Genomic DNA, 21,456 nt, shown 5'->3' on the forward strand with positions numbered 1-21,456 from the left:
GTGATATTGGGTGGACGACCAGCGCATAATTGATCGCGATGACCGGACCCACTTCGCAGCCCCGCCATCCCGTGATCCTGACCGTGGACGACGATCCCGCCGTGTCGCGCGCCGTGGCGCGCGACCTACGCCGCCATTACGGCGAGCGGTATCGCATCGTTCGCGCGGAAAGCGGGCCGGACGCGCTGGCGACCCTCAAGGAACTCAAGCTCCGCGGCGACACCGTCGCGGTGCTCGTCGCCGACTACCGGATGCCTCAGATGAGCGGCATCGAGTTCCTCGAGAAGGCGATGGACCTGTTTCCCCTGGCCAAGCGGGTGCTGCTGACCGCCTATGCGGACACTCACGCCGCCATCGACGCCATCAACGTCGTCGACCTCGACCACTATCTGCTCAAGCCGTGGGATCCGCCGGAGGAGAAGCTCTACCCGGTGATCGACGGACTGCTCGAAGAGTGGCGCGCCGTCGGGGACCGCGCGATGCCGTACACCAAGGTCATCGGGCATCGCTGGAACCAGCGGTCGTGGGAGGTCCGCCAGTTCCTGGCGCGCAACCAGTTCCCGTTCCGCGCCTACATGGCCGATGAGCCGAAGGGCGAGCAGCTGCTCGACGCCGCGGGCCTCGACGGCCGCGACCTGCCCGTCGTGATCACCGAGAAGGGTGAGGCGATCGTCGAGCCGACCGACGGCCAGCTGGCCGAGCTGCTCGGACTGTCGACCGAACCGTCACTGCCGATGTACGACCTCGCGGTCATCGGCGGCGGCCCCGCAGGACTGGCGTCGGCGGTGTACGGCGCCTCCGAGGGCCTCGAGACCGTCCTCATCGAGCGCACCACGACCGGCGGACAAGCCGGTCGCAGCTCGCGGATCGAGAACTACCTGGGCTTCCCGATCGGCGTCTCCGGAGCCGAACTGACCAACTCCGCCCGCAGGCAGGCCGAGCGGTTCGGCGCCGAGGTCATCACCACCCGCGACGTCGTCAAACTGCACGTCGGCGAGTCCGCCCCGACCATCGAGTTCGAGGACGGCAGCACCATCGGTGCCCGCGCGGTCATCCTCGCGACCGGCGTGGAGTACCAGGAACTCAAGGTCGTCGGCTGCTGGACCGACCCGGCGGATCCGGACGGCTGCAACTACGTCGGCCGCGGCGTCTATTACGGGGCCTCGGTGTCCGACGCCGAGGAGTGTCGCGGCGAGGACGTCTACATCGTCGGCGGCGCGAACTCGGCAGGCCAGGCCGCGATGTTCATGTCCAAGACCGCCAAGTCGGTGACGCTGCTGGTGCGCGGCCCCTCGCTGGAGGCGTCGATGTCGCACTACCTGATCGAACAGATCGAGGGCAACGACAAGATCCAGGTCAGGACCTGCACGGAAGTGGTCGACACGATCGGCGAGGACGACCACCTGTCCGGGCTGGTTCTGCTCGACCGGCAGTCCGGCGAGCGCACCACGGTGCCGTCGGGACGGCTGTGCTGCTTCATCGGCGCGAGCCCGCGGACCGAATGGCTGGACGGCGTCCTCGCCCTCGACGAGCGCGGATTCGTGCTGGCCGGGCCGGACCTCAAGGACGTCTGTGGTTGGAACCGGGAACGTCCGCCGCACCACTTGGAAACAAGTGTGCCCGGTGTGTTTGTTGCAGGAGACGTGCGCTCTGAATCCGCGAAGCGAGTGGCGGCCGCCGTCGGTGAAGGGTCGATGGCCGTGATGCTGGTGCACCGCTACCTGGCCGAAGCGTGAGTGCCGGCGCCGCCGGCGAAGCCTAGAGAGAAGGACTGTCCCCATGGGCGAAACGTGTCTGCCCGACGAGCTCCGGACGCTGTTCCTGTTCGAGAAGCTGACCGACCGTCAGCTGAAGTCGCTGTGCGACCACGGGCACCTCGCGAGGTTCGAGCCGGGTCCGATCTGCATCGAGGGTGAGGCGGCGACCTGTTTCTACGTCCTCATCGAGGGTGAGCTGGCGATGTCGAAGCGCTCCGGAGGCGCGGACATCGAGACCAACCGGACCTCGCAGCGAGGCGTGTACTGCGGCGCGTGGAGTGCCTACGTCGACGGCGTACCCCAGGTCTACGAGTCGTCGGTGCGGGTGACGAAGCCGTCGAAGTTCTTCGTCCTGGACGCGACCGCGTTCGGCGAGTTCGTCAAGACCGAGCTCCCGATGGCGGTGCACCTGCTCGAGGGTCTCAAGGTCGGCGGGCTGCGCCAACGCCAGATCATCGACCAGCGGGAGAAGCTGCTTGCGCTGGGTCAGTTGTCGGCGGGCCTGACCCACCAGCTCAACAATCCGGCCGCCGCAGCCGCACGGGCGGTCTCCGACCTGCGCGAGAAGATCGCGGGCATGCGCCACAAGCTCGCGATGCTTGCCGACGGGAAGTTCAGCCCCGACGGATTGCGCGTCCTGGTCACCATCCAGGAGGAGGTGGCCGAACAGGTCGCCAAGTCCAAGGCCCTCGAGCTCACGGCGCTGGAGGCGTCTGACCGCGAGGACGCGATCGGCGACTGGCTGGAGGATCACGGCATCGTCGGGGCCTGGGACTACGCCCCGACGTTCGTCGAAGCGGGTCTGGACATCGACTGGTTGGAACGCATCTCCGCCTCCGTCGACGAGGTCGACGCGACCGCATCCCTCCAGGGCGCGATCGGATGGCTGCGGTACACCATCGACACCGAGCTGATGATGAACCAGATCGCCGAGGCCAGCAGCCGCATCTCGGCACTGCTGGCCGGCGCCAAGCAGTACTCCCAGATGGACCGCGCGCCGTATCAGAGCGCCAACGTCCACGAGCTGCTGCGCAGCACCATCATGATGTTCGGCGAGAAGCTGGGCAAGGACAAGCCGGTGAAGCTGGTCAAGGAACTCGACAAGTCGCTTCCCGAAATCCAGTGCTACCCAGGCGATCTCAACCAGGTGTGGACCAACATCATCGACAACGCGATCCAGGCGATGGGCGGACACGGCACGCTGACCCTGCGCACCTCGGCCGTCGGCGAGGACGCGATCAAGGTGGAGATCTGCGACGACGGTCCCGGCATCCCGCCCGACATCGCCGACCGCATCTTCACGCCGTTCTTCACCACCAAGGCCTTCGGCGAGGGCACCGGGCTCGGGCTGGATCTGGCCTGGCGCATCGTCGCCCAGAAGCACCACGGCAACATCCGGGTGGAGTCCAAGCCGGGTGACACGCGCTTCATCATCGTGCTGCCGTTGGTGGCTCCCAAGCCGGAAGAGGCGCCGGCCGACGTCGCGGAATAGTCGCGCCGCCGAAGGGGGTTGACCCAACCATGGCGCTGATCACACACTCTTCGGGCAAGCCCTCATCGAAACCCAACCTCGGCAAGTTCGGCGTCTTCGGTCACTACCAGCAGTGGCAGCAGGTACCCCCCGACCAGCTTCGCGAGATCGAAGCGCTCGGCTACGGCGCCATCTGGGCCGGTGGCTCACCGCCCGCCGAGCTGGACTGGGTGGACCCCATCCTCGGCGAGACCGAGAAGCTGACGTTGGCCACCGGCATCGTCAACATCTGGACCGCCGCGGCCGGCCCCACCGCCGAGTCGTTCCACCGCATCGACGCGGCGTACCCGAACCGGTTTCTGCTCGGGATCGGCGTCGGCCATCCCGAGGCGCATCAGGAGTACAAGAAGCCATACGACGCCCTCACCGACTACCTCGACGAACTCGACAAGCTCGGCGTCCCCAAGGACCGCCGCGTCGTCGCAGCCCTGGGGCCGCAGGTGCTCAAGCTCTCGACACGTCGTAGCGCGGGCGCACACCCGTACCTGACCACGCCCGAACACACCAGGCAGGCACGGGAATTGGTGGGCCCCGACGCATTCATCGCACCCGAGCACAAGGTCGTCCTCACCACGGACGCCGAGCAAGCCCGCGCCGTGGGACGCAAGGCCCTCGAGATCTACTTGAACCTCGCCAACTACCTCAACAACTGGAAGCGCCTCGGCTTCACCGACGCCGACGTCGCGAAGCCTGGCAGCGACGCGCTGGTCGACGCCGTCGTCGCCCATGGCACGGTGGACGCCGTGGCCGCGCGACTGGCCGAGCACCTCGCCGCGGGTGCAGACCATGTTCCGGTTCAAGTGCTGACGGGTACTGACAAGCTGGTGCCCGCGCTCGCCGAGTTGGCTGGCCCGCTAGGGCTGCAGTAACCAACCCCACCCGAAGGGACCGTTTCACCCATGACTGACGCCACTGACCTCAAGCCCAACCTCGGACGCTTCGGCGTCTGGACCGCCGGGCCCGTGACCGCAGAGCAGGCCAAGGAGATCGAGAAGCTGGGATACGGCGCGGTGTGGGTGGGCGGCTCCCCTGCCGCCGATCTCGCCTTCGTCGAACCCATCCTGGAGGCCACCGAAACGCTGCAGGTGGCGACCGGCATCGTCAACGTGTGGACGGCCCCCGCCGCCGAGGTCGCCGAGTCCTATCACCGCATCGAGAAGGCCCACCCCGGCCGGTTCCTGCTCGGCATCGGCATCGGACACCCCGAGCACACCGACGAGTACCGCAAGCCGTACGACGTGCTCGTCGAATACTTGGACGCCCTCGACGCCGCGAACGTACCAACCAGCCGCCGCGTACTCGCGGCGCTCGGCCCGAAGGTGCTCAAGCTCGCCGCCGCGCGCAGTGCCGGCGCCCATCCGTACCTGACCACGCCGGAGCACACGGCACAGGCGCACGGGCTGATCGGCAACGCGGTGTTCCTGGCGCCCGAGCACAAGGTCGTCATCGCCAGGGACGCGGCCCAGGCCCGCGAAATCGGTCGCCAGACCGTCGAGTTCTACCTGGACCTGAGCAACTACGTGAACAACTGGAAGCGGCTTGGCTTCACCGACGCCGACGTGCAGAAGCCCGGCAGCGACAAACTCATCGACGCGGTGGTGGCGCACGGGACACCCGAGGACATCGCCAGGCGCCTGCAGGAGCACGTCGACGCCGGCGCCGACCACGTCGCCATTCAGGTGCTGGGCGGCGAGGACGCGCTGATTCCGACGTTGGCCGAGCTGGCGGGTCCGCTGGGACTCTCGACCAGGGAGTAGATCGGGCCACCCGCTAGGGTTTGTCACCATGCGTCTGCTGGTCACCGGGGGTGCGGGTTTCATCGGCGCGAACTTCGTCCACGCCGCCGTGCGGGAGCACCCCGACGTTCGCGTGACGGTGCTGGACGCCTTGACGTACGCGGGTAGTCGCGAGTCCTTGGCGCCCGTCGCCGACGACGTCCGCATGGTGCACGGCGACATCGGCGATGCCGAACTGGTGGAGAAGCTGGTCGCCGAGTCCGACGCCGTCGTGCACTTCGCGGCCGAGACGCACGTCGACAATTCGTTGGCCGATCCCGAGGCGTTTCTTCACACCAACGTCGTCGGCACGTTCACCATGCTGGAAGCCGTTCGCAGGCACGGCATTCGGCTGCACCACGTGTCCACCGACGAGGTGTACGGCGACCTGCCGCTGGACGATCCCATCCGGTTCACCGAGGCCACCCCGTACAACCCGTCGAGCCCGTACTCGGCGACCAAGGCGGCGTCGGACATGCTGGTGCGGTCGTGGGTGCGGTCCTTTGGCGTGCGGGCGACGATCTCCAACTGCTCCAACAACTATGGGCCGTATCAGCACGTGGAGAAGTTCATTCCGCGACAGATCACCAATGTGCTGACGGGACGACGCCCGAAGCTGTACGGGCTCGGAGCCAACGTCCGGGACTGGATCCACGTCACCGACCACAACCGCGCGGTGTGGCGGATCCTGGCCGACGGCGAACTGGGGCGCACCTATCTCATCGGCGCCGACGGCGAGCGCGACAACCTCACGGTGATGCGCACCCTGCTGCGACTGATGGATCGCGACCCCGACGACTTCGACCACGTGACCGACCGGGCGGGCCACGATCTGCGGTACGCGATCGACCCGTCGGCGCTTTGCGACGAACTGGGCTGGACGCCGCAGCACGACGACTTCGAGTCCGGCCTCGCCGCGACGATCGCCTGGTATCGCGACAACGAAACATGGTGGCGCCCTCTGAAGGACGCGTCCGAGGCGATGTACGAGGGGCGCAACCAGTGACCTTCCGCGAGCTGTCGATTCCCGGCGCATGGGAGATCACCCCGACCGTGCGGCCCGACCCCCGCGGCCGGTTCTTCGAGTGGTTCACCGACGACGAGTTCACCGCGATGACCGGGCACTGCCTGGATCTGCGGCAGGCCAACGTGTCGGTGTCCGCGGCGGGCGTGCTGCGAGGCCTGCACTTCGCTCAGCTGCCGCCGAGCCAGGCCAAGTACGTGACGTGCGTACGGGGCGCGGTGTTCGACGTGGTCGTCGACGTCCGCGTGGGCTCGGCGACATTCGGTCAGTGGGACTCGGTGCTGCTCGACGACCGCGACCACCGGACCGTCTACCTCTCGGAGGGGCTGGCGCACGGATTCCTTGCGCTGCAAGACGATTCGACGGTGACCTACCTGTGCTCTGCGGGCTACTCCCCCACCCGTGAGCACACCATCTGCCCGACCGATCCCGCGATCGGCGTCGACTGGCCACTCGTCGACGGGGCGGTGCCGAACCTCTCCGAGCGAGACTCCGCCGCTCCGACCCTCGACGACGTTCTCACTGCAGGGCTGCTGCCGACCTGGGACGAGGCGCAGTCGTTCGTCGAGGACCTCCGCTCCCGCTCCTAGCCCACCGGCTTGACCGCCCGCCCCGCGCCTCTCGCCGAGTGTGCGCACAGATCGCGATCTGGCGCCTGATCGCGATCCCACAGCACACGCGATGCCGTCGACCCTTGCGGATAGGCGTCCACAATTACTAGGATGTCCTAGTAATCGAATACCGTCGAAGGGCAGCCGCCATGACCACTCAAATTCCGCACTTCGTCGACGGCCGCAGGGTCGAGGGCCAGTCCGGCCGCACCGCCGACGTCCTCAACCCCAGCACCGGCGAGGTGCAAGCCCAGGTCCCCATGGCCTCCACCGCCGAGGTAGACGCTGCCGTCGAAATCGCTGTCGCCGCCCAGCGCGAGTGGGCGGCATGGAACCCGCAGCGCCGCGCCCGCGTGATGATGAAGTTCGTCGCCCTGGTCAACGAGAACGCCAACGAGCTCGCCGAACTGCTCTCCTCCGAACACGGCAAGACCGTCGCCGACTCACTCGGCGACATCCAGCGCGGCGTCGAGGTCATCGAGTTCGCCATCGGCATTCCGCACCTGCTCAAGGGCGACTACACCGAAGGCGCCGGCGGCGGCATCGACGTCTACTCCCTGCGCCAGCCACTCGGCGTCGTCGCGGGCATCACCCCGTTCAACTTCCCGGCCATGATCCCGCTGTGGAAGGCCGGGCCCGCGCTCGCGTGCGGCAACGCCTTCATCCTCAAGCCCAGCGAGCGCGACCCGTCGGTGCCCGTCCGGCTGGCCGAGTTGTTCCTCGAAGCCGGCCTGCCCAAGGGCGTCTTCCAGGTGGTGCACGGCGACAAGGAGGCCGTCGACGCCATCCTCAACCACCCCGACATCCACGCCGTCGGATTCGTCGGCAGCTCCGACATCGCGCAGTACATCTACTCGACCGCTGCGGCCAACGGCAAGCGCGCGCAGTGCTTCGGTGGCGCCAAGAACCACATGATCGTGATGCCCGACGCCGACCTCGACCAGGCCGTCGACGCACTGATCGGCGCGGGCTACGGCAGTGCCGGCGAGCGGTGCATGGCGATCAGCGTCGCGGTGCCGGTCGGCAAGGAGACCGCGGACCGCTTGCGGGCGCGCCTCGTCGAGCGGGTCAACCAGTTGCGCGTCGGCCACAGCCTGGATCCCAAGGCCGACTACGGCCCACTGATCACCGCCGCGGCGCTCGCCCGGGTGAGGGACTACATCGGCCAGGGCGTCGAGGCAGGCGCCGAGATCGTCGTCGACGGTCGGGAACGTGCCAGCGACGACCTCACCTTCGGCGACGCGAGCCTGCAGGGCGGTTACTTCATCGGCCCGACCCTGTTCGACCACGTGACGCCCGACATGACGATCTACACCGACGAAATCTTCGGCCCGGTGCTCTGCATCGTGCGCGCCGACACCTACGAGGAGGCGCTGGCCCTGCCGTCGGAGCACGAGTACGGCAACGGCGTGGCGATCTTCACGCGCGACGGCGACACCGCCCGCGACTTCGTCTCCCGCGTTCAGGTCGGCATGGTCGGCGTCAACGTGCCGATTCCAGTTCCGGTGGCCTACCACAGCTTTGGCGGCTGGAAGCGCTCCGGATTCGGTGACCTCAACCAGCACGGACCGGCCTCGATCATCTTCTACACCAAGGTCAAGACGGTCACCCAGCGCTGGCCCTCCGGCATCAAGGATGGCGCCGAGTTCTCCATCCCCACCATGAAGTAGCGCGGGTTCATGGACTACTTCGGTCTCGACCCCGACGAGCGGGTCATCGCCGAAACGGCGGCGGAATTCGCCGACAAGCGAATCAAGCCGTACGCCTTGGATTGGGACGCCACCAAGCACTTCCCGGTCGACGTCCTCCGCGCCGCCGCCGAGTTGGGCATGGCGGCGGTCTACTGCTCGGAGGACGTTGGCGGCAGTGGCCTGCGCCGCCTCGACGGCGTGCGGATCTTCGAGCAGATGGCGACCGGCTGTCCGACGACTGCGGCGTTCATGTCCATTCACAACATGTGTACGTGGATGGTCGACACCTACGGCACGGCCGAACAACGCAAGGCCCTGGTGCCGCGGCTGGCGTCGATGGAGCTGATTGCCAGCTACTGCCTCACCGAACCCGGTGCCGGGTCGGACGCAGGAGCGTTGCGCACCAAGGCAATCCGCGACGGTGAGCACTACGTGATCGACGGGGTGAAGCAGTTCATCTCCGGCGCCGGGGTGTCCGACGTGTACGTCGTGATGGCGCGCACCGGTGGCGAGGGACCGAGCGGTATCTCGGCCTTCGTGGTCGACAAGGACACGCCCGGTGTCAGCTTCGGCGCCCCCGAAGTCAAGATGGGGTGGAACGCCCAACCCACCGCGCAGGTGGTGTTCGAGGGAGTCCGGGTACCGCTCGACGCCTTGCTCGGCGGCACCGAGGGCACTGGCTTCGGCGTCGCGATGAACGGCCTCAACGGCGGGCGCGTCAACATCGCCGCATGCTCACTCGGCGGCGCGCAGGCCGCGTTCGACAAGGCGGTGTCCTACCTGGGCAGCCGCGAGGCGTTCGGGATGACGCTGCTCGACGAGCCGACGATCCGGTTCACGCTGGCCGACATGGCGACCATGTTGGAGACTTCACGAAACCTGTTGTGGCGGGCTGCATCTGCCATCGACGACGACCATCCCGACAAGGTCGAACTGTGCGCGATGGCGAAGCGCTACGTCACCGACACCTGCTTCGACGTGGCCGATCAGGCGTTGCAGTTACACGGCGGCTACGGCTATCTGCGCGAATACGGCGTGGAGAAGATCGTCCGCGACCTGCGGGTGCATCGCATTCTCGAGGGAACCAACGAGATCATGCGCGTGGTGATCGGCCGGGCTGTCGCGGGCGGAGCCCGCAAAACGACGGAAGCGGGCGGAGCCCGCAAAACGACAGAAGCCGCCCGCGCGTCTTAGTTCAGGAGGTCTAGATGGCAACGATAGCGTTCTTGGGGCTGGGCAACATGGGTGGCCCGATGGCCGCCAACCTGGCCGCGGCGAACCACGCGGTGCGTGGTTTCGACGTGGTGCCGGCGTTGCGGGATGCCGCAGAGGCCAAGGGCGTCACCGTCTTCGACAGCGGAGCCGAGGCGGTCACCGGCGCGGACGTGGTGATCACGTCGCTGCCCAGCGGTGCCATCGTCAAGGCCTGCTACGCCGAGGCGCTGCCCGCCGCGACGCCGGGCACGCTGTTCGTCGACACGTCGACCATCTCGGTCGACGACGCCCGCGCGATCAACGCCCAAGCCGAAGAACACGGCCACGAACAGGTCGACGCCCCCGTCTCCGGTGGCGTCAAGGGAGCCACGGCTGGCACGCTGGCGTTCATGGTCGGCGGGACCGACGCCGCGGTCGAGCGGGCCAGGCCGGTGCTGGAACCGATGGCGGGCAAAGTGATTCACTGTGGCGGCTCCGGAAACGGTCAGGCGGCCAAGGTGTGCAACAACATGGTGCTCGCCGTGCAGCAGATCGCCGTCGGTGAGGCGTTCGTCCTTGCCGAGAAGCTCGGCCTCTCGGCTCAATCGCTGTTCGACGTGATCACCGGGGCGACGGGCAACTGCTGGTCGGTGCACACCAATTGCCCGGTGCCAGGGCCGGTTCCGACGTCACCGGCCAACAACGACTTCAAGCCGGGCTTCGCCACGGCACTGATGAACAAGGATCTAGGGCTGGCGATGGCCGCGGTGAACTCGACCGGCTCGGCGGCACCGCTGGGTACTCACGCCGCCGAGATCTACGCAGACTTCGCGGCCGACCACTCGGACAAGGACTTCAGCGCCGTCATCGAGCTCCTACGCGGCAGCTGACCGGTTTCCCCTTGCCCACGATTCGGCGTGGAGCCGCCGACAGTCGGCGATGCGAAGGCCGACGTAGTCGGCGCGGGCCCCGATCACCTCTGGGTCGACGAGCACCCCGGCCAGGCCGACGGACATCGCGTCACGCAAGCCGTCGGTCGAACCGGTGAACGCCAGTGAATCGTGTGCGGGGGCCCCCATCTCGGTCAGCGCCATCCGGAAGGCAGCACCAAGCGGGGCGGCTGGCGCCAGATCGTCGGCGGTGACGACCGTCTGAACCAACCCGTCGCCGACCAGTTGCCGCACCAGGGGTTCGACCCACTGTCTGCGACCGGTGCTGACGACGCCGACGGCCACCCCGGCGGTGAACCCGTCGGTGATCAGCTCAACCAGGCCGCTTCTGGCGTCCAGATCGGCACCGAGCATCACCTCGTCGAGCATCCTGGACTTGGTCGCGCAGATCTGGTCGACGAGAACCCTGAGCAGGACGTCGCACTCGGTGCAGATCCCTCGAGCCCGCAGCTCGGCGGCGACGCGCTGCCGTTCGTCGCGCAGCGCCAGCAGCTTGCGGTACCGCGCCGCGGACCACGTCACGGGCAGCCGGTGTGCCGCGAAGGCCGCGTTGAACGCCAGTCGGCTGCCTCCGCACTCGGCGTCGGTGAGCGAGTCGAGGTCGAAGATCACCGCTCGCAGCGGCTGAGGACCTGCCTCGCTGGGGCGGGACGAATCCCACCAGAACCGGCCTGCCCGCCACGCTCTGTCCGGTATCTGCGTCATGGCATCAGAGTGGTCTACGTCACACGTCGGCCGCCTCCCCCATCCGGGGGATTGAACGGGCCATCTTGGGTTGCCAGCCACGAGGCCGGTCCTATGCTCGTGCCATGCCGCCCCCCGCACACTCACCGGTGCGGCTCGTGTTGGTCGACGACCACGAGATGGTCATCGAGGGACTCAAGGCGATGTTGACGGCCTTCGGCGACCGCGTCGAGGTCGTCGGCCAGGCCGTCGGCGCCGAGCGCGCGATGAACGTGGTCGCCGAGCTGAACCCGGACATCGTCCTGTGCGACGTGCGAATGCAGGGCAGCAGCGGGCTGGATCTGTGCGCCGCCCTTCGGGAGCGGGAACCGCAGCGCAAGGTCGTCATGTTGTCGGTCTACGACGACGAGCAATACCTCTTCCAGGCGTTGCGGGTCGGGGCGTCGGGCTACCTGCTGAAGAGCATCGGCAGCGACGAGCTGGTCCGTCAGCTGGAGTTTGCACACGCCGGCGAGACGGCGATCGATCCCGGGATGGCGGCGCGGGCCGTCGACACGGCCGCCCGGCTGCAGCGCGACGAGTTCTGGCCGGGCGCCAGGCAGGGGCTGACCCAGCGCGAGAGCGAAATCCTGTCCTACGTCGTCAACGGCCTGTCCAACCGCGGCATCGCGACCAAGCTCGTGATCGGCGAGGAAACCGTGAAGACCCACCTTCGCGCCATCTACCGCAAGCTCGACGTCACCGACCGCACCGGTGCCGTCGCCACGGCGCTGCGCGAGGGGATTTACCGGTGAGGCCGGGGCGGTCGTCGAACCCGGGCGGCACCAACGCCGTCCGCGACCTCGTCGACGCCGACCGCGAGCTGGCCCTGCTGCGGGAGTTGATCCAGGCCGCCTCCAGTGGCCCCGGCGTCGAACCGTTGGCCGAGGCCGCCGCGCGGATGATCACCGCGGCGACGGGCACCGACGTGTGCTTCGTCCACGTGCTCGACGACGCCGAACAGTCCCTGACCCTGACCGGGGCGACGCCGCCGTTCGACTCCGAGGTCGGCAAGATCCGACTGCCGTTGGGCCGCGGCGTGTCCGGGTGGGTGGCGAGCCACCGCGAACCCGTGGTGATCGTCGGTGACAAGGAGTCAGACCCCAGGTATCTGCCCTTCGAGTCGTTGCGCGGCTCGGACTTCACGTCGATGGTGTCGGTGCCGATGGAGACCGATCCGGGTGGGCTGGTTGGCGTGCTGAACGTGCACACAGTCGCCCGGCGGGACTTCACCGACCGTGACGTCGAATTGCTGTTGGTGATCGGCCGGCTGATCGCGGGCGCCATGCACCAGGCCAGGCTGCACCGCCGGTTGGTGGCCCGCGAACGCGCGCACGAGAACTTCGTCGAGCAGGTCATCGAGGCCCAGGAGATGGAGCGCCGTCGGCTCGCCGGTGACATCCACGACGGCATCTCCCAGCGGCTGGTGACGCTGTCCTACCGGCTCGACGCCGCAACCAGGGCGGTGGGCGAGGACGCCGCCGCAGCCGCCGAGCAGCTGGGCATGGCCCGCGAGTTGGTCGACCTCACCCTGCAGGAGGCGCGCGCGGCGATCGGCGGCCTGCGCCCCCCGGTCCTCGACGATCTCGGCCTCGCTGGCGGGCTCGCCAGCCTGGCCAGGTCCATCCCGCAGACGGAGCTCGGCCTCTACATCGACGTCGACGTGGCCGAAACCCGGCTGCCCGATCACATCGAGATCGCGATCTACCGCATCGCGCAGGAGTGTCTGCAGAACGTGGTGAAGCACGCGCACGCCGGGCACGCCAGCCTCACGTTCTCGGTGGGTGAGGACACCGCCCGGCTCGAGATCGTCGACGACGGACGCGGATTCGACACGCTCGAGAACCCGCTGGGCGGCGACGAGATGGGCGGCTACGGGCTGCTGTCGATGGCCGAACGCGCCGAGATCGTCGGGGGCAGGCTCAACATCCGGTCCAGGCCCGGCGCCGGGACGGCGGTGACCGCCACGATTCCGTTGCCGCCCTCCCCTGAGCGAGCAGACGCAAAACTGCCCTAGTCTCCGGCGTGTTGCGCATCTTTGCGACTGCTCGCGCAGGCGTCGACGTGTTGCTCCAGCGCGGCGAGCACGTCGTCGGAGGCCGCCTTGAGGACCGCCAGCCGCTCGGGGCCGACGACGTCGATGAAGAGTTCACGCACCCGGGCGGCGTTCGCGGGCGCGGACGCGGCGATGGCCGCGCGGCCGGCGTCGGTCAGCACGACGTCCGGGTAGCGGGCGTCGGACGCCTCGCGCCGGACCAGACCACGCTTCTCCATTCGGCTCAGATGGTGCGACATCCGGCTCTTCTCCCATTGGGTGGCCCGGCCGAGCTCGAAGGCGCGGAGCCGACCGCCGGGGGCCTCGGAGAGGTTGACCAGGACCTCGAAGTCCGAGTCCGACAGCCCGAAGTCTTGTTGCATGTGCTTGACCAGATGTCTCTCGAGGTGGTGGTGCATGTCCACGAAGCTCCTCCACGCCGAGAGCTCGTCGTCGTCGAGCCCGGTCGCTTCCGTCATGGCGCCACTGTAGCCCATCGGGTTGACATATCAACCCAGAGGGTTACGGTGGAGACGGGTTGACGTATCAACCCACACCGAGATGGGAGACGACATGACGAACGAAAAGCTGATCGCAGTGGTCGGGGCAACGGGATCGCAGGGCGGCGGCCTGGTGCGGGCCATCCTCGACGACCCGAACCACGAATTCCGGGTGCGGGCCCTGACCCGCAGCGCCACCTCCGAGAAGGCCCGCGCGCTGGCCGACGCGGGAGCCGAGGTTGTGGAAGCCGACCTGGACGACGGGCCGAGCATGCGCCGCGCCTTCGAGGGTGCCGACGGCGCGTTCGTGGTCACCAACTACTGGGCCGAGCGCACACCCGAAGAGGAGGCCACCCGCACCCGCGCCGCGATGGAACTCGCCCAGGCCGACACCGCGGCGCTGGCCGCCAAGCAGGCCGGCGTCGGCCACGTTATCTGGTCGACGTTGGAGGACACCCGGGACTTCTTCGGGACCGACAAGGGCGTTCCGGACGTGGACGGTGCCTACAAGGTGCCCCACTTCGACGCCAAGGCCGAGGCCGACGCGATGTTCCGCGAGTACGACGTGCCGACGACGTTCCTGCGGACCACGTTCTTCTTCGAGGGTTTCGCCGGCGGCCTCGGCCCGGTGCGCGGCGACGACGGCACCCTGGTGCTGACCCTCCCGATGGCCGATCAGTTGATGTCGGCGATCGCCGTCGGCGACATCGGCCGGACGGCGCTGGGCGTCTTCCGGCGCGGCCAGGAGCTCGTCGGCGCCACGGTCAGCATCGCGGGCGATCACCTGACCGGCAATCAGTACGCGGCGGCCCTTGGCGACGCCCTCGGCGAAGAGGTTCGCTACCGGCCGCTCGGCTGGGACGAGTTCCGCGCGCAAGGTTTCCCCGGCGCCGTCGAGATGGGCAACATGTTCCAGTACTACGCCCAGAACTCGGCCCGCTTCGTGGGTGACCGTGACCTGTCCGCGGTGCGGGCGTTGAACCCCGGCCTGCTGTCGTTTCGTGACTGGCTTGCGTTGCCGGACAACGGCATTCGCACGCAATGAGCTAGAAGTCGCCGGCCTGTCTGCGCAGCGTCTCGATGGCCGAGGAAAGGGCGGCCGACTCCCCTTCGGAGATCCCGATGTTGGCGAACACCTCGTCGTTCAGCGTCGCCGTCGCGGCCTCGACGGTGGAGCGGCCCACCTCGGTCAGCCGGACCAGCGTGGTGCGCCGGTCGGTGGGATGCGGTGTCCGCTCCACCAGGCCGTCGCCCTCCAACCGGCGGATGGCATGCGTGACGCTGGTGACGTGGACCTGCAGCCGGTCGGATGCCTTGGTGATGGGCAGGGCGCCATTGCCGCTGAACGCCAGCAGCCGCAGCAGTTCGTACCGGGAGAAGCTCAGGTCGTAGGGGCGCAGCGCCGCCTCGACGCGGGCCAGCAGGATCTGGTGGGCCCGCATCACCGACGTGACGGCGACCATGCCGTCGGCGACCGCACCCCAGCCGGCGCGCTCCCAGTTCGTGCGGGCCAGCGCAATGGGGTCACGCTCGGCCGGCTTCGAAGACACGCTCATTCATACCGCACCGGCGGGCCGGACCTATGTCGGGCGTTCGAGCAACACCTGTCCGGAGTCGACGGAGACCAACTGCACCGACGCGATCTGCTCCTTGGGCATCGGGGTGTTGCCGCTGGGCAACGCGGTGGCACCGGGCAGGCCGAGCCACGTCGCCACCTGAGTCCGGGTGCCGTCGCGCCCGACGACCACCATGCCGAGGTTGCTCGGCGGCGCGTCCGACCCGCCCGACCATTCGCCGTAGGTGCAGGCCATGTCGACTCGGGTGCCCCACGCGAAGCTGCTCAACCCGACGGTCGCACTGAACGGCGTCGGCGCGAGCTTGTTCATCTCCAGCTGCGCGACGGCTTGGTCGGTGTCGCCGCTGCGCAGACCCATCAATTCGGGCCGGACGGCGACCACCAGTCCGACCGCCAGCAGCGCCGCCGCCATCGCGACCGACGCCGTCGTCAACCATCGGGATCGACGCCTGCGCCACCGCACCTTGTCCAGGACGGAGGTCAGCACCTCGGGCCGCAGCGGCGGTGGCTCGGGCTGGTCGCCGTCGAGGCCTCGGACCTCACCCTCACTGAGGAGCCCGAGAAGGGCAGGCATGCCGCTGAGCTCGGCGACGGCCGCCCGGCACCGGTCACACGTCTGCAGGTGCGTCTCGAACTCACGGCGCTCGGCGCTCGACAGCGAGCCGAGCACGTAGGCCGCGTCCCAAGTCGAGTAGCCGTCCCCGTCGACCGCGTCGAGACCGTGGCCACCGTTGGAGTAGGTCATCGCGTCACCCCCATTTCCTGCAAGTTGAGCCGCAGTGCGCGCACCGCATAGTGCAACCGGGACTTGACCGTGCCCTCGGCGATGTTCAGGTCCGCTGCGGTCTGCGCGACGCTCCAGCCCTGGTAGTACGCGCGTTGGATCACCGCGCGGTGGTCGTCGGAGAGCTGGCTGAGCGCGGTGCCGAGGAGCAGTTTGTCCAACGCGGTGTCGACCTCGTCGGGCCCGGCACGGTCGGCGACCGCCTCCACGTCGGCAGTTCCGGCCTCGTGCCGAAATCTGGCGCTACGCCTCTCGTCGATGATGAGATTGCGGGCGACGGTGAACAGCCAGGCTCGGGCCGAGCGCTCCACGTCGTCGGTGACCTCGGGATGACGCCAGGCCCGCAGCAGCGTCTCCTGGACGACATCCTCGGCGCGGGCTTGGTCGCCGGTGAGCCGCAGCGCATACCGCCACAGCGCGGCCGCGTGCTCGTCGTAGAGCACGCGCATCATCGCTGCCTCCGGATCATCCATGTGCAACCTCCACTACTTACACGCAGTGGACGTCCGACCGGTTCACCTCAGAGTGTGAGGATGCGGGGCCCGTCGTCGGTGGCGGCCACGGTGTGCTCCCAGTGCGCGGCGCGGGTTCCGTCGGCGGTGACGACGGTCCACTCGTCTTCCAGCACGATGGTCTTGGTGGTGCCGAGGGTCAACATCGGCTCGATGGCCAGCACGGAGCCGGCGACGAGGTGGGGTCCACGGCCGGGTGAGCCCTCGTTGGGCAGGAACGGGTCCATGTGCATGCTTCTGCCGATGGCGTGCCCGCCGTAGCCCTCGACGATGCCGTACTTGCGGTCGTGGCGCGCCGCGGCGGCGTGCGTCCCGACCTCGATGGCGTGGGAGACGTCGCTGAGCCGGTTGCCGGGGACCATGGCGGCGATTCCCGCCTCCATGGCCGAGCGGGTGGCCTCGGAGAGCGCCTCGTCGGCCGGGATGAGCGGGCCGACGCCGAAGGTGACCGCCGAGTCGCCGTGCCAGTCGTCGAGGATGGCGCCGCAGTCGATGGACACCAGGTCACCGGCGACGAGTACCTCCGTCGCCGACGGGATGCCGTGCACGACGCGGTCGTTGACCGACGAGCAGATGCTCCCGGGAAAGCCGTGGTAACCGAGGAACGACGGGATGCCGCCGCCGTCGCGGATGACCGATTCGGCGATGACGTCGAGGTCGAGGGTGGAGACGCCCGGTTGGGCGGCCTGCCGGACGGCCAGTAGCGCCTTGGCGACGAGAGCTCCCGCCGCGGCCATGGAGTCCAGTTCACCCGCAGTGCGGTGCGGTACGGCCTTGCGGCCACGCAGACTTGGCAGTCCGATCATCGGTCTACTTGCCGAGTGCGCGCAGCGCGCGGGCGAACACCTCGTCGAGATCGCCGACGGCGTCGACGGTCTTGAGTTCGTCGGAGTAGTAGTCCAGCAGTGGTGCCGTCTCGGCCCGGTAGACATTCATCCGGTTGAGGATGACCTCTTCGGTGTCGTCGGCGCGTCCCCGGCTCTTGAGCCGCTTGAGCAGCTCGTCCTCGGAGACCCGGAACTCCAGCACCGCGTCGAGCTGCAGGTTGCGCTTGGCAAGCATGTCGCGCAGCGCCTCGGCCTGCTCCACCGAGCGCGGGAAGCCGTCGAGGATGAACCCGTCGGCGACGTCGTCGTCGTCGAGCCGGTCGTCGACCAATGCGTTGGTGAGGGTGGCAGGCACCAGATCCCCGGCGTCGAGGTACTTCTTGGCCTCGAGCCCGAGTTCGGTTCCTGTCGTGATGTTGTGCCGGAAGAGGTCCCCGGTGGAGACCTGCGGGATGCCCAACTTCTCGACGAGCTTCTGGGCCTGCGTCCCCTTGCCTGCGCCGGGCGGTCCAAGCAACACGATTCTCACTTGAGGAACCCTTCGTAGTTGCGCTGCATCAGCTGGCTCTCGATCTGCTTCACGGTGTCCAGTCCGACACCGATCATGATGAGAACCGCGGTGCCGCCAAACGGCAGGTTCTGCACGCTTCCGGTGTTGCCGATCTCCAAGAACAAGTTGGGCAGAACGGCGATCACACCGAGGTAGATCGAGCCAGGCAGGGTGATTCGGCTCAGAACGTATCTCAGATAGTCCGCCGTTGGCTTGCCAGGTCGAATGCCAGGGATGAAGCCGCCGAACTTCTTCATCTCGTCGGCGCGTTCGTCGGGGTTGAACGTGATCGACACGTAGAAGTACGTGAAGAAGACGATCAGGCCGAAGTAGATCGCGATGTACACCGGACTGGCGGGGTTGGTCAGGTAGTCCGCGACGAACTTGTCCCACCACCCGGTGCCGGGGTTGGCGCTGCCGCTCTGAACCAGCTGGGTGATCAGGTGCGGGATGTAGATCAGCGACGAGGCGAAGATGACGGGGATGACGCCGGCCTGGTTGACCTTCAACGGCAGGTAGGTCGACGTGCCGCCGTACATGCGGCGTCCGACCATGCGCTTGGCGTACTGCACGGGGATGCGTCGTTGGCCCTGCTCGACGAACACGACGCCGACGATGATGATCAGGGCGGCGATGCAGACCATGGTGAAGACGGTCGGTCCGCGGCCGTCGAGGATCATCTTGCCCTCACCCGGGATGCGGGCGGCGATGCCGGCGAAGATCAGCAGCGACATGCCGTTGCCGATGCCGCGCTCGGTGACCAGCTCGCCCATCCACATGACCAGCGACGCGCCTGCGGTGAGCACCAGCACGATGACGACAAGGGTGAAGATCGACGAGTTGGGGATGATGTCGAGGCTGCAGCCCTGCAGCAGTCCGCCGTTGGCGGCCAGCGCCACGATCGAGGTGCCCTGCAGCAGCGCGAGCGCCACCGCGAGGTAGCGGGTGTACTGCGTCATCTTGGCCTGGCCGGATTGGCCTTCCTTGCGCAGTTGCTCGAACCGCGGGATGACCACGGTCAACAGCTGCACGATGATGCTGGCGGTGATGTAGGGCATCACGCCGACCGCGAATATGGACAGCTGGAGCAGCGCGCCGCCGGAGAACAGGTTGATCAGCGAATAGATCTGCGCCGAGTCACCGCCCTGGACCTGCTTGATGCACTGCTGCACGTTGGGGTAGTTCACGCCAGGAGACGGCAGCGTTGCACCGACCCGGTAGAGGATGACGATGCCGAGGGTGAAGAGAATCTTCCGTCGGAGGTCGGCCGTCCGCAGTGACGAGATGAAAGCCGAAAGCACTCTTCCTCCTGCGCAGCCGGACTGACGTCGCGGCGTGCCGATGGGGCTGGTCCAACCAGCGCGTTATGGGTAAGTCCTGTGCGATCCGTCAGCCGGTGCGCAGGCGTGCCTGCAGCCAGCGCAATCGCGCGTTGGAACAGTCTACGAGGGTAACAGTTGCCGCCGGTCGGACCCTCATCCGATCGGCGTGAACGCGGCCTGGTGGGCGCTTCAGCTTCAGAGCGTACAGTCGCCAACGTCTCGTTACATCAGCTAACTAATAGTTGGAGGCACGGATGACCCCTAGCGATTCGACGCGTTCGCAACGTTCCGACGGCGACGAGTGGGACCTCGTGTCCAGTGTCGGGGCGACGGCCACCATGGTCGCGGCCGGCCGCGCCCTGGCCTCGCGCGAAACCGACCCCCTCGTCGACGACCCCTACGCCGCTCCCCTGGTTCGCGCCGTCGGCATCGAGTTCTTCACCAAACTGGTCGACGGCACCCTGGCCCTCGACCAAGAAGCCGAGGGAGCCGGCCGGATGCTGGCGGGCGTCATGGGGGTCAGGACCCGGTTCTTCGACGACTTCTTCACGGATTCCGCCGGCACCGGGGTGCGGCAGGCGGTGATCCTGGCGTCCGGTCTCGACTCGAGGGCCTACCGACTGCCGTGGCCGGCGGGCACGACGGTGTTCGAGATCGACCAACCCGCGGTGCTTGGCGCCAAGTCCGCGGCGATGGCCGACCTCGGCGCGACCCCCGCCGCCGACCGCCGTGCCGTCGCGGTCGACTTGCGCGACGACTGGCCGTCGGCACTTGCGGCCGCCGGTTTCGACGCGACGGCGCCGACGGCGTGGAGCGCCGAGGGCCTTCTCGTCTACCTCCCACCCGACGCCCAGGACCGCCTGTTCGACGACATCACCGCGCTGTCGGCACCCGGCAGTCGCCTCGCCACCGAGTACCACCCGGACGGCGGCGCGGCGCTCGGCGGCCGGGCCGGCGCGCTGGCCGACCAGTGGCGGACCCACGGCTTCGACGTGAACATCGCCGACCTGACCTACGGCGGCGAGCGCACGCCCGTCGTCGACTACCTGACCGCGAAGGGCTGGAGTGTGTCGGCACGCCCCCGACCCGACGTGTTCGCCGACTACGGCCGGGAGTTCCCCGACTCCGAGGAGCTCGCTGCCCTACGCAATTCCCTGTCCGTCATCGCCACCCTCGAAGGAGACATTTCATGACACGCACCGCTGACGACAGCTGGGACCTGGCCTCGAGTGTCGGCGCCACCGCGACCGCGGTGGCCGCCACCCGCGCCACCGCGTCGCAGGGCCCCGACGCGCTTCTCGACGACCCGTGGGCCGAGCCGCTGGTGCGCGCCGTCGGCATGGAGATGTTCGTCAAGGTCGTCGACGGCGAGTCGCTCGCCGACGACGACGATCCGCTGCTGAACCGGCGGGCGATGAACGAACAGATGGCCGTCCGGACCCGGTTCTTCGACGACTTCTTCCTCGACGCCGCCCGAGCCGGGGTGCGGCAGGCGGTGATCCTCGCCTCCGGTCTCGACACCAGGGCCTACCGCTTGCAGTGGCCCGCGGGGACCGTCGTCTTCGAGATCGACCAGCCGGAGGTCATCGAATTCAAGACCCGCACGCTGGCCGGCCTCGGCGCCGAACCCACAGCGCAACGCCGAACCGTGGCGATCGACCTTCGCAACGACTGGGCGAAGGCCTTGAAGGAGAAGGGCTTCGATCCCACCGCCCCGACGGCGTGGAGCGCCGAGGGCCTCCTCGTCTACCTGCCGCCGGAGGCGCAGGACCGGCTGTTCGACGACATCACCGCGCTGTCGGCACCGGGGAGTCGGATCGCGACCGAGCACATGGACCTCAGCTCGATTCCCGCCGACTGGGCCGAGAAGCTCACCGAGCGCACCAAACGGCTGGGATCCGAGATCGATCTCGCCGAGTTGTTCTACACCGGCGAGCGCAACAGCGCCGCCGACTACCTTGCGGCGCAGGGGTGGTCGATCACGATCCTGCCGACCGCAGACGCGTACGCCGCCAACGGTTTCCAACTTCCCGACGACGAGCTGGCCACGCTGGGCGGCGGCTCCGGTTACCTGACGTCGACGTTGAAGTAGAG

General features: G+C 68.1%; 22 protein-coding genes. 14 read left to right on the forward strand and 8 right to left on the reverse strand.

Features of this window, described 5'->3' with window-relative positions; genetic code table 11:
• Positions 1–38: 38 nt before the first annotated feature.
• From ASD37_RS23285 to mmsB, 9 genes are all read left to right on the forward strand, one after another.
• Positions 39–1,736: a response regulator gene (locus tag ASD37_RS23285; protein ID WP_056557116.1), complete on the forward strand. Its 1,698-nt coding sequence runs from the start codon at positions 39–41 to the stop codon at positions 1,734–1,736.
• 43 nt (positions 1,737–1,779) lie between these two features.
• Complete coding sequence (locus tag ASD37_RS23290) at positions 1,780–3,249, forward strand: ATP-binding protein (RefSeq protein WP_056557120.1); 1,470 nt, start codon at positions 1,780–1,782, stop codon at positions 3,247–3,249.
• Positions 3,250–3,278: 29 nt separating this feature from the next.
• The gene (locus ASD37_RS23295; protein WP_056557123.1) at positions 3,279–4,157 is read left to right on the forward strand and encodes an LLM class F420-dependent oxidoreductase; all 879 of its coding nucleotides are present in this window, start codon (positions 3,279–3,281) and stop codon (positions 4,155–4,157) included.
• Between the two features lie 30 nt (positions 4,158–4,187).
• Positions 4,188–5,045: an LLM class F420-dependent oxidoreductase gene (locus tag ASD37_RS23300; protein ID WP_056557126.1), complete on the forward strand. Its 858-nt coding sequence runs from the start codon at positions 4,188–4,190 to the stop codon at positions 5,043–5,045.
• Between the two features lie 28 nt (positions 5,046–5,073).
• Positions 5,074–6,069, forward strand: coding sequence for a dTDP-glucose 4,6-dehydratase (gene rfbB / locus ASD37_RS23305; RefSeq protein ID WP_056557129.1), 996 nt, complete (start codon positions 5,074–5,076; stop codon positions 6,067–6,069).
• Positions 6,066–6,677 (forward strand): dTDP-4-dehydrorhamnose 3,5-epimerase, encoded by a 612-nt coding sequence (gene rfbC, locus ASD37_RS23310; protein ID WP_056557132.1) that lies wholly within the window; start codon positions 6,066–6,068, stop codon positions 6,675–6,677. The genes rfbB and rfbC overlap by 4 nt, the downstream gene beginning before the upstream one ends.
• 170 nt (positions 6,678–6,847) lie before the next feature.
• The gene (locus ASD37_RS23315) at positions 6,848–8,368 is read left to right on the forward strand and encodes a CoA-acylating methylmalonate-semialdehyde dehydrogenase (RefSeq protein WP_056557136.1); all 1,521 of its coding nucleotides are present in this window, start codon (positions 6,848–6,850) and stop codon (positions 8,366–8,368) included.
• A gap of 9 nt (positions 8,369–8,377) precedes the next feature.
• The gene (locus ASD37_RS23320) at positions 8,378–9,583 is read left to right on the forward strand and encodes an acyl-CoA dehydrogenase family protein (RefSeq protein WP_056557139.1); all 1,206 of its coding nucleotides are present in this window, start codon (positions 8,378–8,380) and stop codon (positions 9,581–9,583) included.
• A 14-nt stretch (positions 9,584–9,597) separates the two neighbouring features.
• Positions 9,598–10,473, forward strand: coding sequence for a 3-hydroxyisobutyrate dehydrogenase (gene mmsB, locus ASD37_RS23325; protein ID WP_056557143.1), 876 nt, complete (start codon positions 9,598–9,600; stop codon positions 10,471–10,473).
• On the opposite strand, the gene ASD37_RS23330 is transcribed toward mmsB, so the two are convergent.
• The gene (locus ASD37_RS23330; protein ID WP_082570352.1) at positions 10,459–11,238 is read right to left on the reverse strand and encodes an HAD family hydrolase; all 780 of its coding nucleotides are present in this window, start codon (positions 11,236–11,238) and stop codon (positions 10,459–10,461) included. The genes mmsB and ASD37_RS23330 overlap by 15 nt on opposite strands.
• 104 nt (positions 11,239–11,342) lie before the next feature.
• Here ASD37_RS23330 and ASD37_RS23335 point away from each other — a divergent pair, with 104 nt between their 5' ends.
• Together ASD37_RS23335 and ASD37_RS23340 are read left to right on the forward strand one after the other, a co-directional pair.
• A complete protein-coding gene (locus ASD37_RS23335; protein ID WP_056557149.1) occupies positions 11,343–12,011 on the forward strand; it encodes a response regulator transcription factor in 669 nt (222 codons plus the stop codon).
• Positions 12,008–13,273 carry a GAF domain-containing sensor histidine kinase gene (locus ASD37_RS23340; protein ID WP_056557152.1) on the forward strand — a complete coding sequence of 422 codons (1,266 nt, stop codon included), beginning with the start codon at positions 12,008–12,010 and terminating at the stop codon, positions 13,271–13,273. The genes ASD37_RS23335 and ASD37_RS23340 overlap by 4 nt, the downstream gene beginning before the upstream one ends.
• Here ASD37_RS23340 and ASD37_RS23345 read toward each other — a convergent pair.
• A complete protein-coding gene (locus ASD37_RS23345) occupies positions 13,270–13,770 on the reverse strand; it encodes a MarR family winged helix-turn-helix transcriptional regulator (RefSeq protein ID WP_056557570.1) in 501 nt (166 codons plus the stop codon). The two genes, ASD37_RS23340 and ASD37_RS23345, sit on opposite strands and share 4 nt — an antisense overlap.
• A 94-nt stretch (positions 13,771–13,864) precedes the next feature.
• On the opposite strand from ASD37_RS23345, the gene ASD37_RS23350 reads away from it, so the two are divergent.
• Positions 13,865–14,836, forward strand: a complete 972-nt coding sequence (locus ASD37_RS23350) for an NmrA/HSCARG family protein (RefSeq protein ID WP_056557572.1) — start codon at positions 13,865–13,867, stop codon at positions 14,834–14,836.
• Position 14,837: 1 nt separating this feature from the next.
• Here ASD37_RS23350 and ASD37_RS23355 read toward each other — a convergent pair whose 3' ends face one another.
• The 6 genes from ASD37_RS23355 to secY are packed head-to-tail and all read right to left on the reverse strand — an operon-like array spanning position 14,838 to position 19,341.
• On the reverse strand, positions 14,838–15,347 hold the full coding sequence (locus ASD37_RS23355; protein ID WP_156721044.1) for a MarR family transcriptional regulator: 510 nt from the start codon (positions 15,345–15,347) through the stop codon (positions 14,838–14,840).
• A gap of 24 nt (positions 15,348–15,371) precedes the next feature.
• Entirely contained in the window at positions 15,372–16,112 is a 741-nt protein-coding gene (locus ASD37_RS23360; protein ID WP_056557155.1) for an anti-sigma factor, read from the reverse strand.
• Positions 16,109–16,624: a sigma-70 family RNA polymerase sigma factor gene (locus ASD37_RS23365; RefSeq protein WP_056557159.1), complete on the reverse strand. Its 516-nt coding sequence runs from the start codon at positions 16,622–16,624 to the stop codon at positions 16,109–16,111. Before ASD37_RS23365 ends, ASD37_RS23360 begins: the two co-directional genes overlap by 4 nt.
• 47 nt (positions 16,625–16,671) lie before the next feature.
• A complete protein-coding gene (map, locus tag ASD37_RS23370; RefSeq protein ID WP_056557162.1) occupies positions 16,672–17,469 on the reverse strand; it encodes a type I methionyl aminopeptidase in 798 nt (265 codons plus the stop codon).
• A gap of 4 nt (positions 17,470–17,473) precedes the next feature.
• Positions 17,474–18,019, reverse strand: a complete 546-nt coding sequence (locus tag ASD37_RS23375; RefSeq protein WP_056557165.1) for an adenylate kinase — start codon at positions 18,017–18,019, stop codon at positions 17,474–17,476.
• Positions 18,016–19,341: a preprotein translocase subunit SecY gene (gene secY / locus ASD37_RS23380; protein WP_056557169.1), complete on the reverse strand. Its 1,326-nt coding sequence runs from the start codon at positions 19,339–19,341 to the stop codon at positions 18,016–18,018. Before secY ends, ASD37_RS23375 begins: the two co-directional genes overlap by 4 nt.
• Positions 19,342–19,616: 275 nt before the next feature.
• On the opposite strand from secY, the gene ASD37_RS23385 reads away from it, so the two are divergent.
• A complete protein-coding gene (locus ASD37_RS23385) occupies positions 19,617–20,555 on the forward strand; it encodes a class I SAM-dependent methyltransferase (RefSeq protein ID WP_056557171.1) in 939 nt (312 codons plus the stop codon).
• Complete coding sequence (locus tag ASD37_RS23390; RefSeq protein WP_056557174.1) at positions 20,552–21,454, forward strand: class I SAM-dependent methyltransferase; 903 nt, start codon at positions 20,552–20,554, stop codon at positions 21,452–21,454. The genes ASD37_RS23385 and ASD37_RS23390 overlap by 4 nt, the downstream gene beginning before the upstream one ends.
• Positions 21,455–21,456: the final 2 nt, after the last annotated feature.

It is taken from the genome of Mycobacterium sp. Root135 (assembly GCF_001426545.1).
Lineage (GTDB): Bacteria > Actinomycetota > Actinomycetes > Mycobacteriales > Mycobacteriaceae > Mycobacterium.

What these genes read in the sequence shown, in the direction of transcription:
- ASD37_RS23315 (WP_056557136.1), top strand. Translation starts at nt 6,848, where the DNA reads ATGACCACTCAAATTCCGCACTTCGTCGACGGCCGCAGGGTCGAGGGC.
- ASD37_RS23290 (WP_056557120.1), top strand. Translation starts at nt 1,780, where the DNA reads ATGGGCGAAACGTGTCTGCCCGACGAGCTCCGGACGCTGTTCCTGTTC.
- mmsB (WP_056557143.1), top strand. Translation starts at nt 9,598, where the DNA reads ATGGCAACGATAGCGTTCTTGGGGCTGGGCAACATGGGTGGCCCGATG.
- ASD37_RS23300 (WP_056557126.1), top strand. Translation starts at nt 4,188, where the DNA reads ATGACTGACGCCACTGACCTCAAGCCCAACCTCGGACGCTTCGGCGTC.
- ASD37_RS23360 (WP_056557155.1), bottom strand. Translation starts at nt 16,112, where the DNA reads ATGACCTACTCCAACGGTGGCCACGGTCTCGACGCGGTCGACGGGGAC.
- ASD37_RS23385 (WP_056557171.1), top strand. Translation starts at nt 19,617, where the DNA reads ATGACCCCTAGCGATTCGACGCGTTCGCAACGTTCCGACGGCGACGAG.
- ASD37_RS23390 (WP_056557174.1), top strand. Translation starts at nt 20,552, where the DNA reads ATGACACGCACCGCTGACGACAGCTGGGACCTGGCCTCGAGTGTCGGC.
- ASD37_RS23335 (WP_056557149.1), top strand. Translation starts at nt 11,343, where the DNA reads ATGCCGCCCCCCGCACACTCACCGGTGCGGCTCGTGTTGGTCGACGAC.
- ASD37_RS23365 (WP_056557159.1), bottom strand. Translation starts at nt 16,624, where the DNA reads ATGGATGATCCGGAGGCAGCGATGATGCGCGTGCTCTACGACGAGCAC.
- rfbB (WP_056557129.1), top strand. Translation starts at nt 5,074, where the DNA reads ATGCGTCTGCTGGTCACCGGGGGTGCGGGTTTCATCGGCGCGAACTTC.
- ASD37_RS23345 (WP_056557570.1), bottom strand. Translation starts at nt 13,770, where the DNA reads ATGACGGAAGCGACCGGGCTCGACGACGACGAGCTCTCGGCGTGGAGG.
- ASD37_RS23320 (WP_056557139.1), top strand. Translation starts at nt 8,378, where the DNA reads ATGGACTACTTCGGTCTCGACCCCGACGAGCGGGTCATCGCCGAAACG.
- map (WP_056557162.1), bottom strand. Translation starts at nt 17,469, where the DNA reads ATGATCGGACTGCCAAGTCTGCGTGGCCGCAAGGCCGTACCGCACCGC.
- ASD37_RS23350 (WP_056557572.1), top strand. Translation starts at nt 13,865, where the DNA reads ATGACGAACGAAAAGCTGATCGCAGTGGTCGGGGCAACGGGATCGCAG.
- ASD37_RS23330 (WP_082570352.1), bottom strand. Translation starts at nt 11,238, where the DNA reads ATGACGCAGATACCGGACAGAGCGTGGCGGGCAGGCCGGTTCTGGTGG.
- ASD37_RS23285 (WP_056557116.1), top strand. Translation starts at nt 39, where the DNA reads ATGACCGGACCCACTTCGCAGCCCCGCCATCCCGTGATCCTGACCGTG.
- ASD37_RS23295 (WP_056557123.1), top strand. Translation starts at nt 3,279, where the DNA reads ATGGCGCTGATCACACACTCTTCGGGCAAGCCCTCATCGAAACCCAAC.
- ASD37_RS23355 (WP_156721044.1), bottom strand. Translation starts at nt 15,347, where the DNA reads ATGAGCGTGTCTTCGAAGCCGGCCGAGCGTGACCCCATTGCGCTGGCC.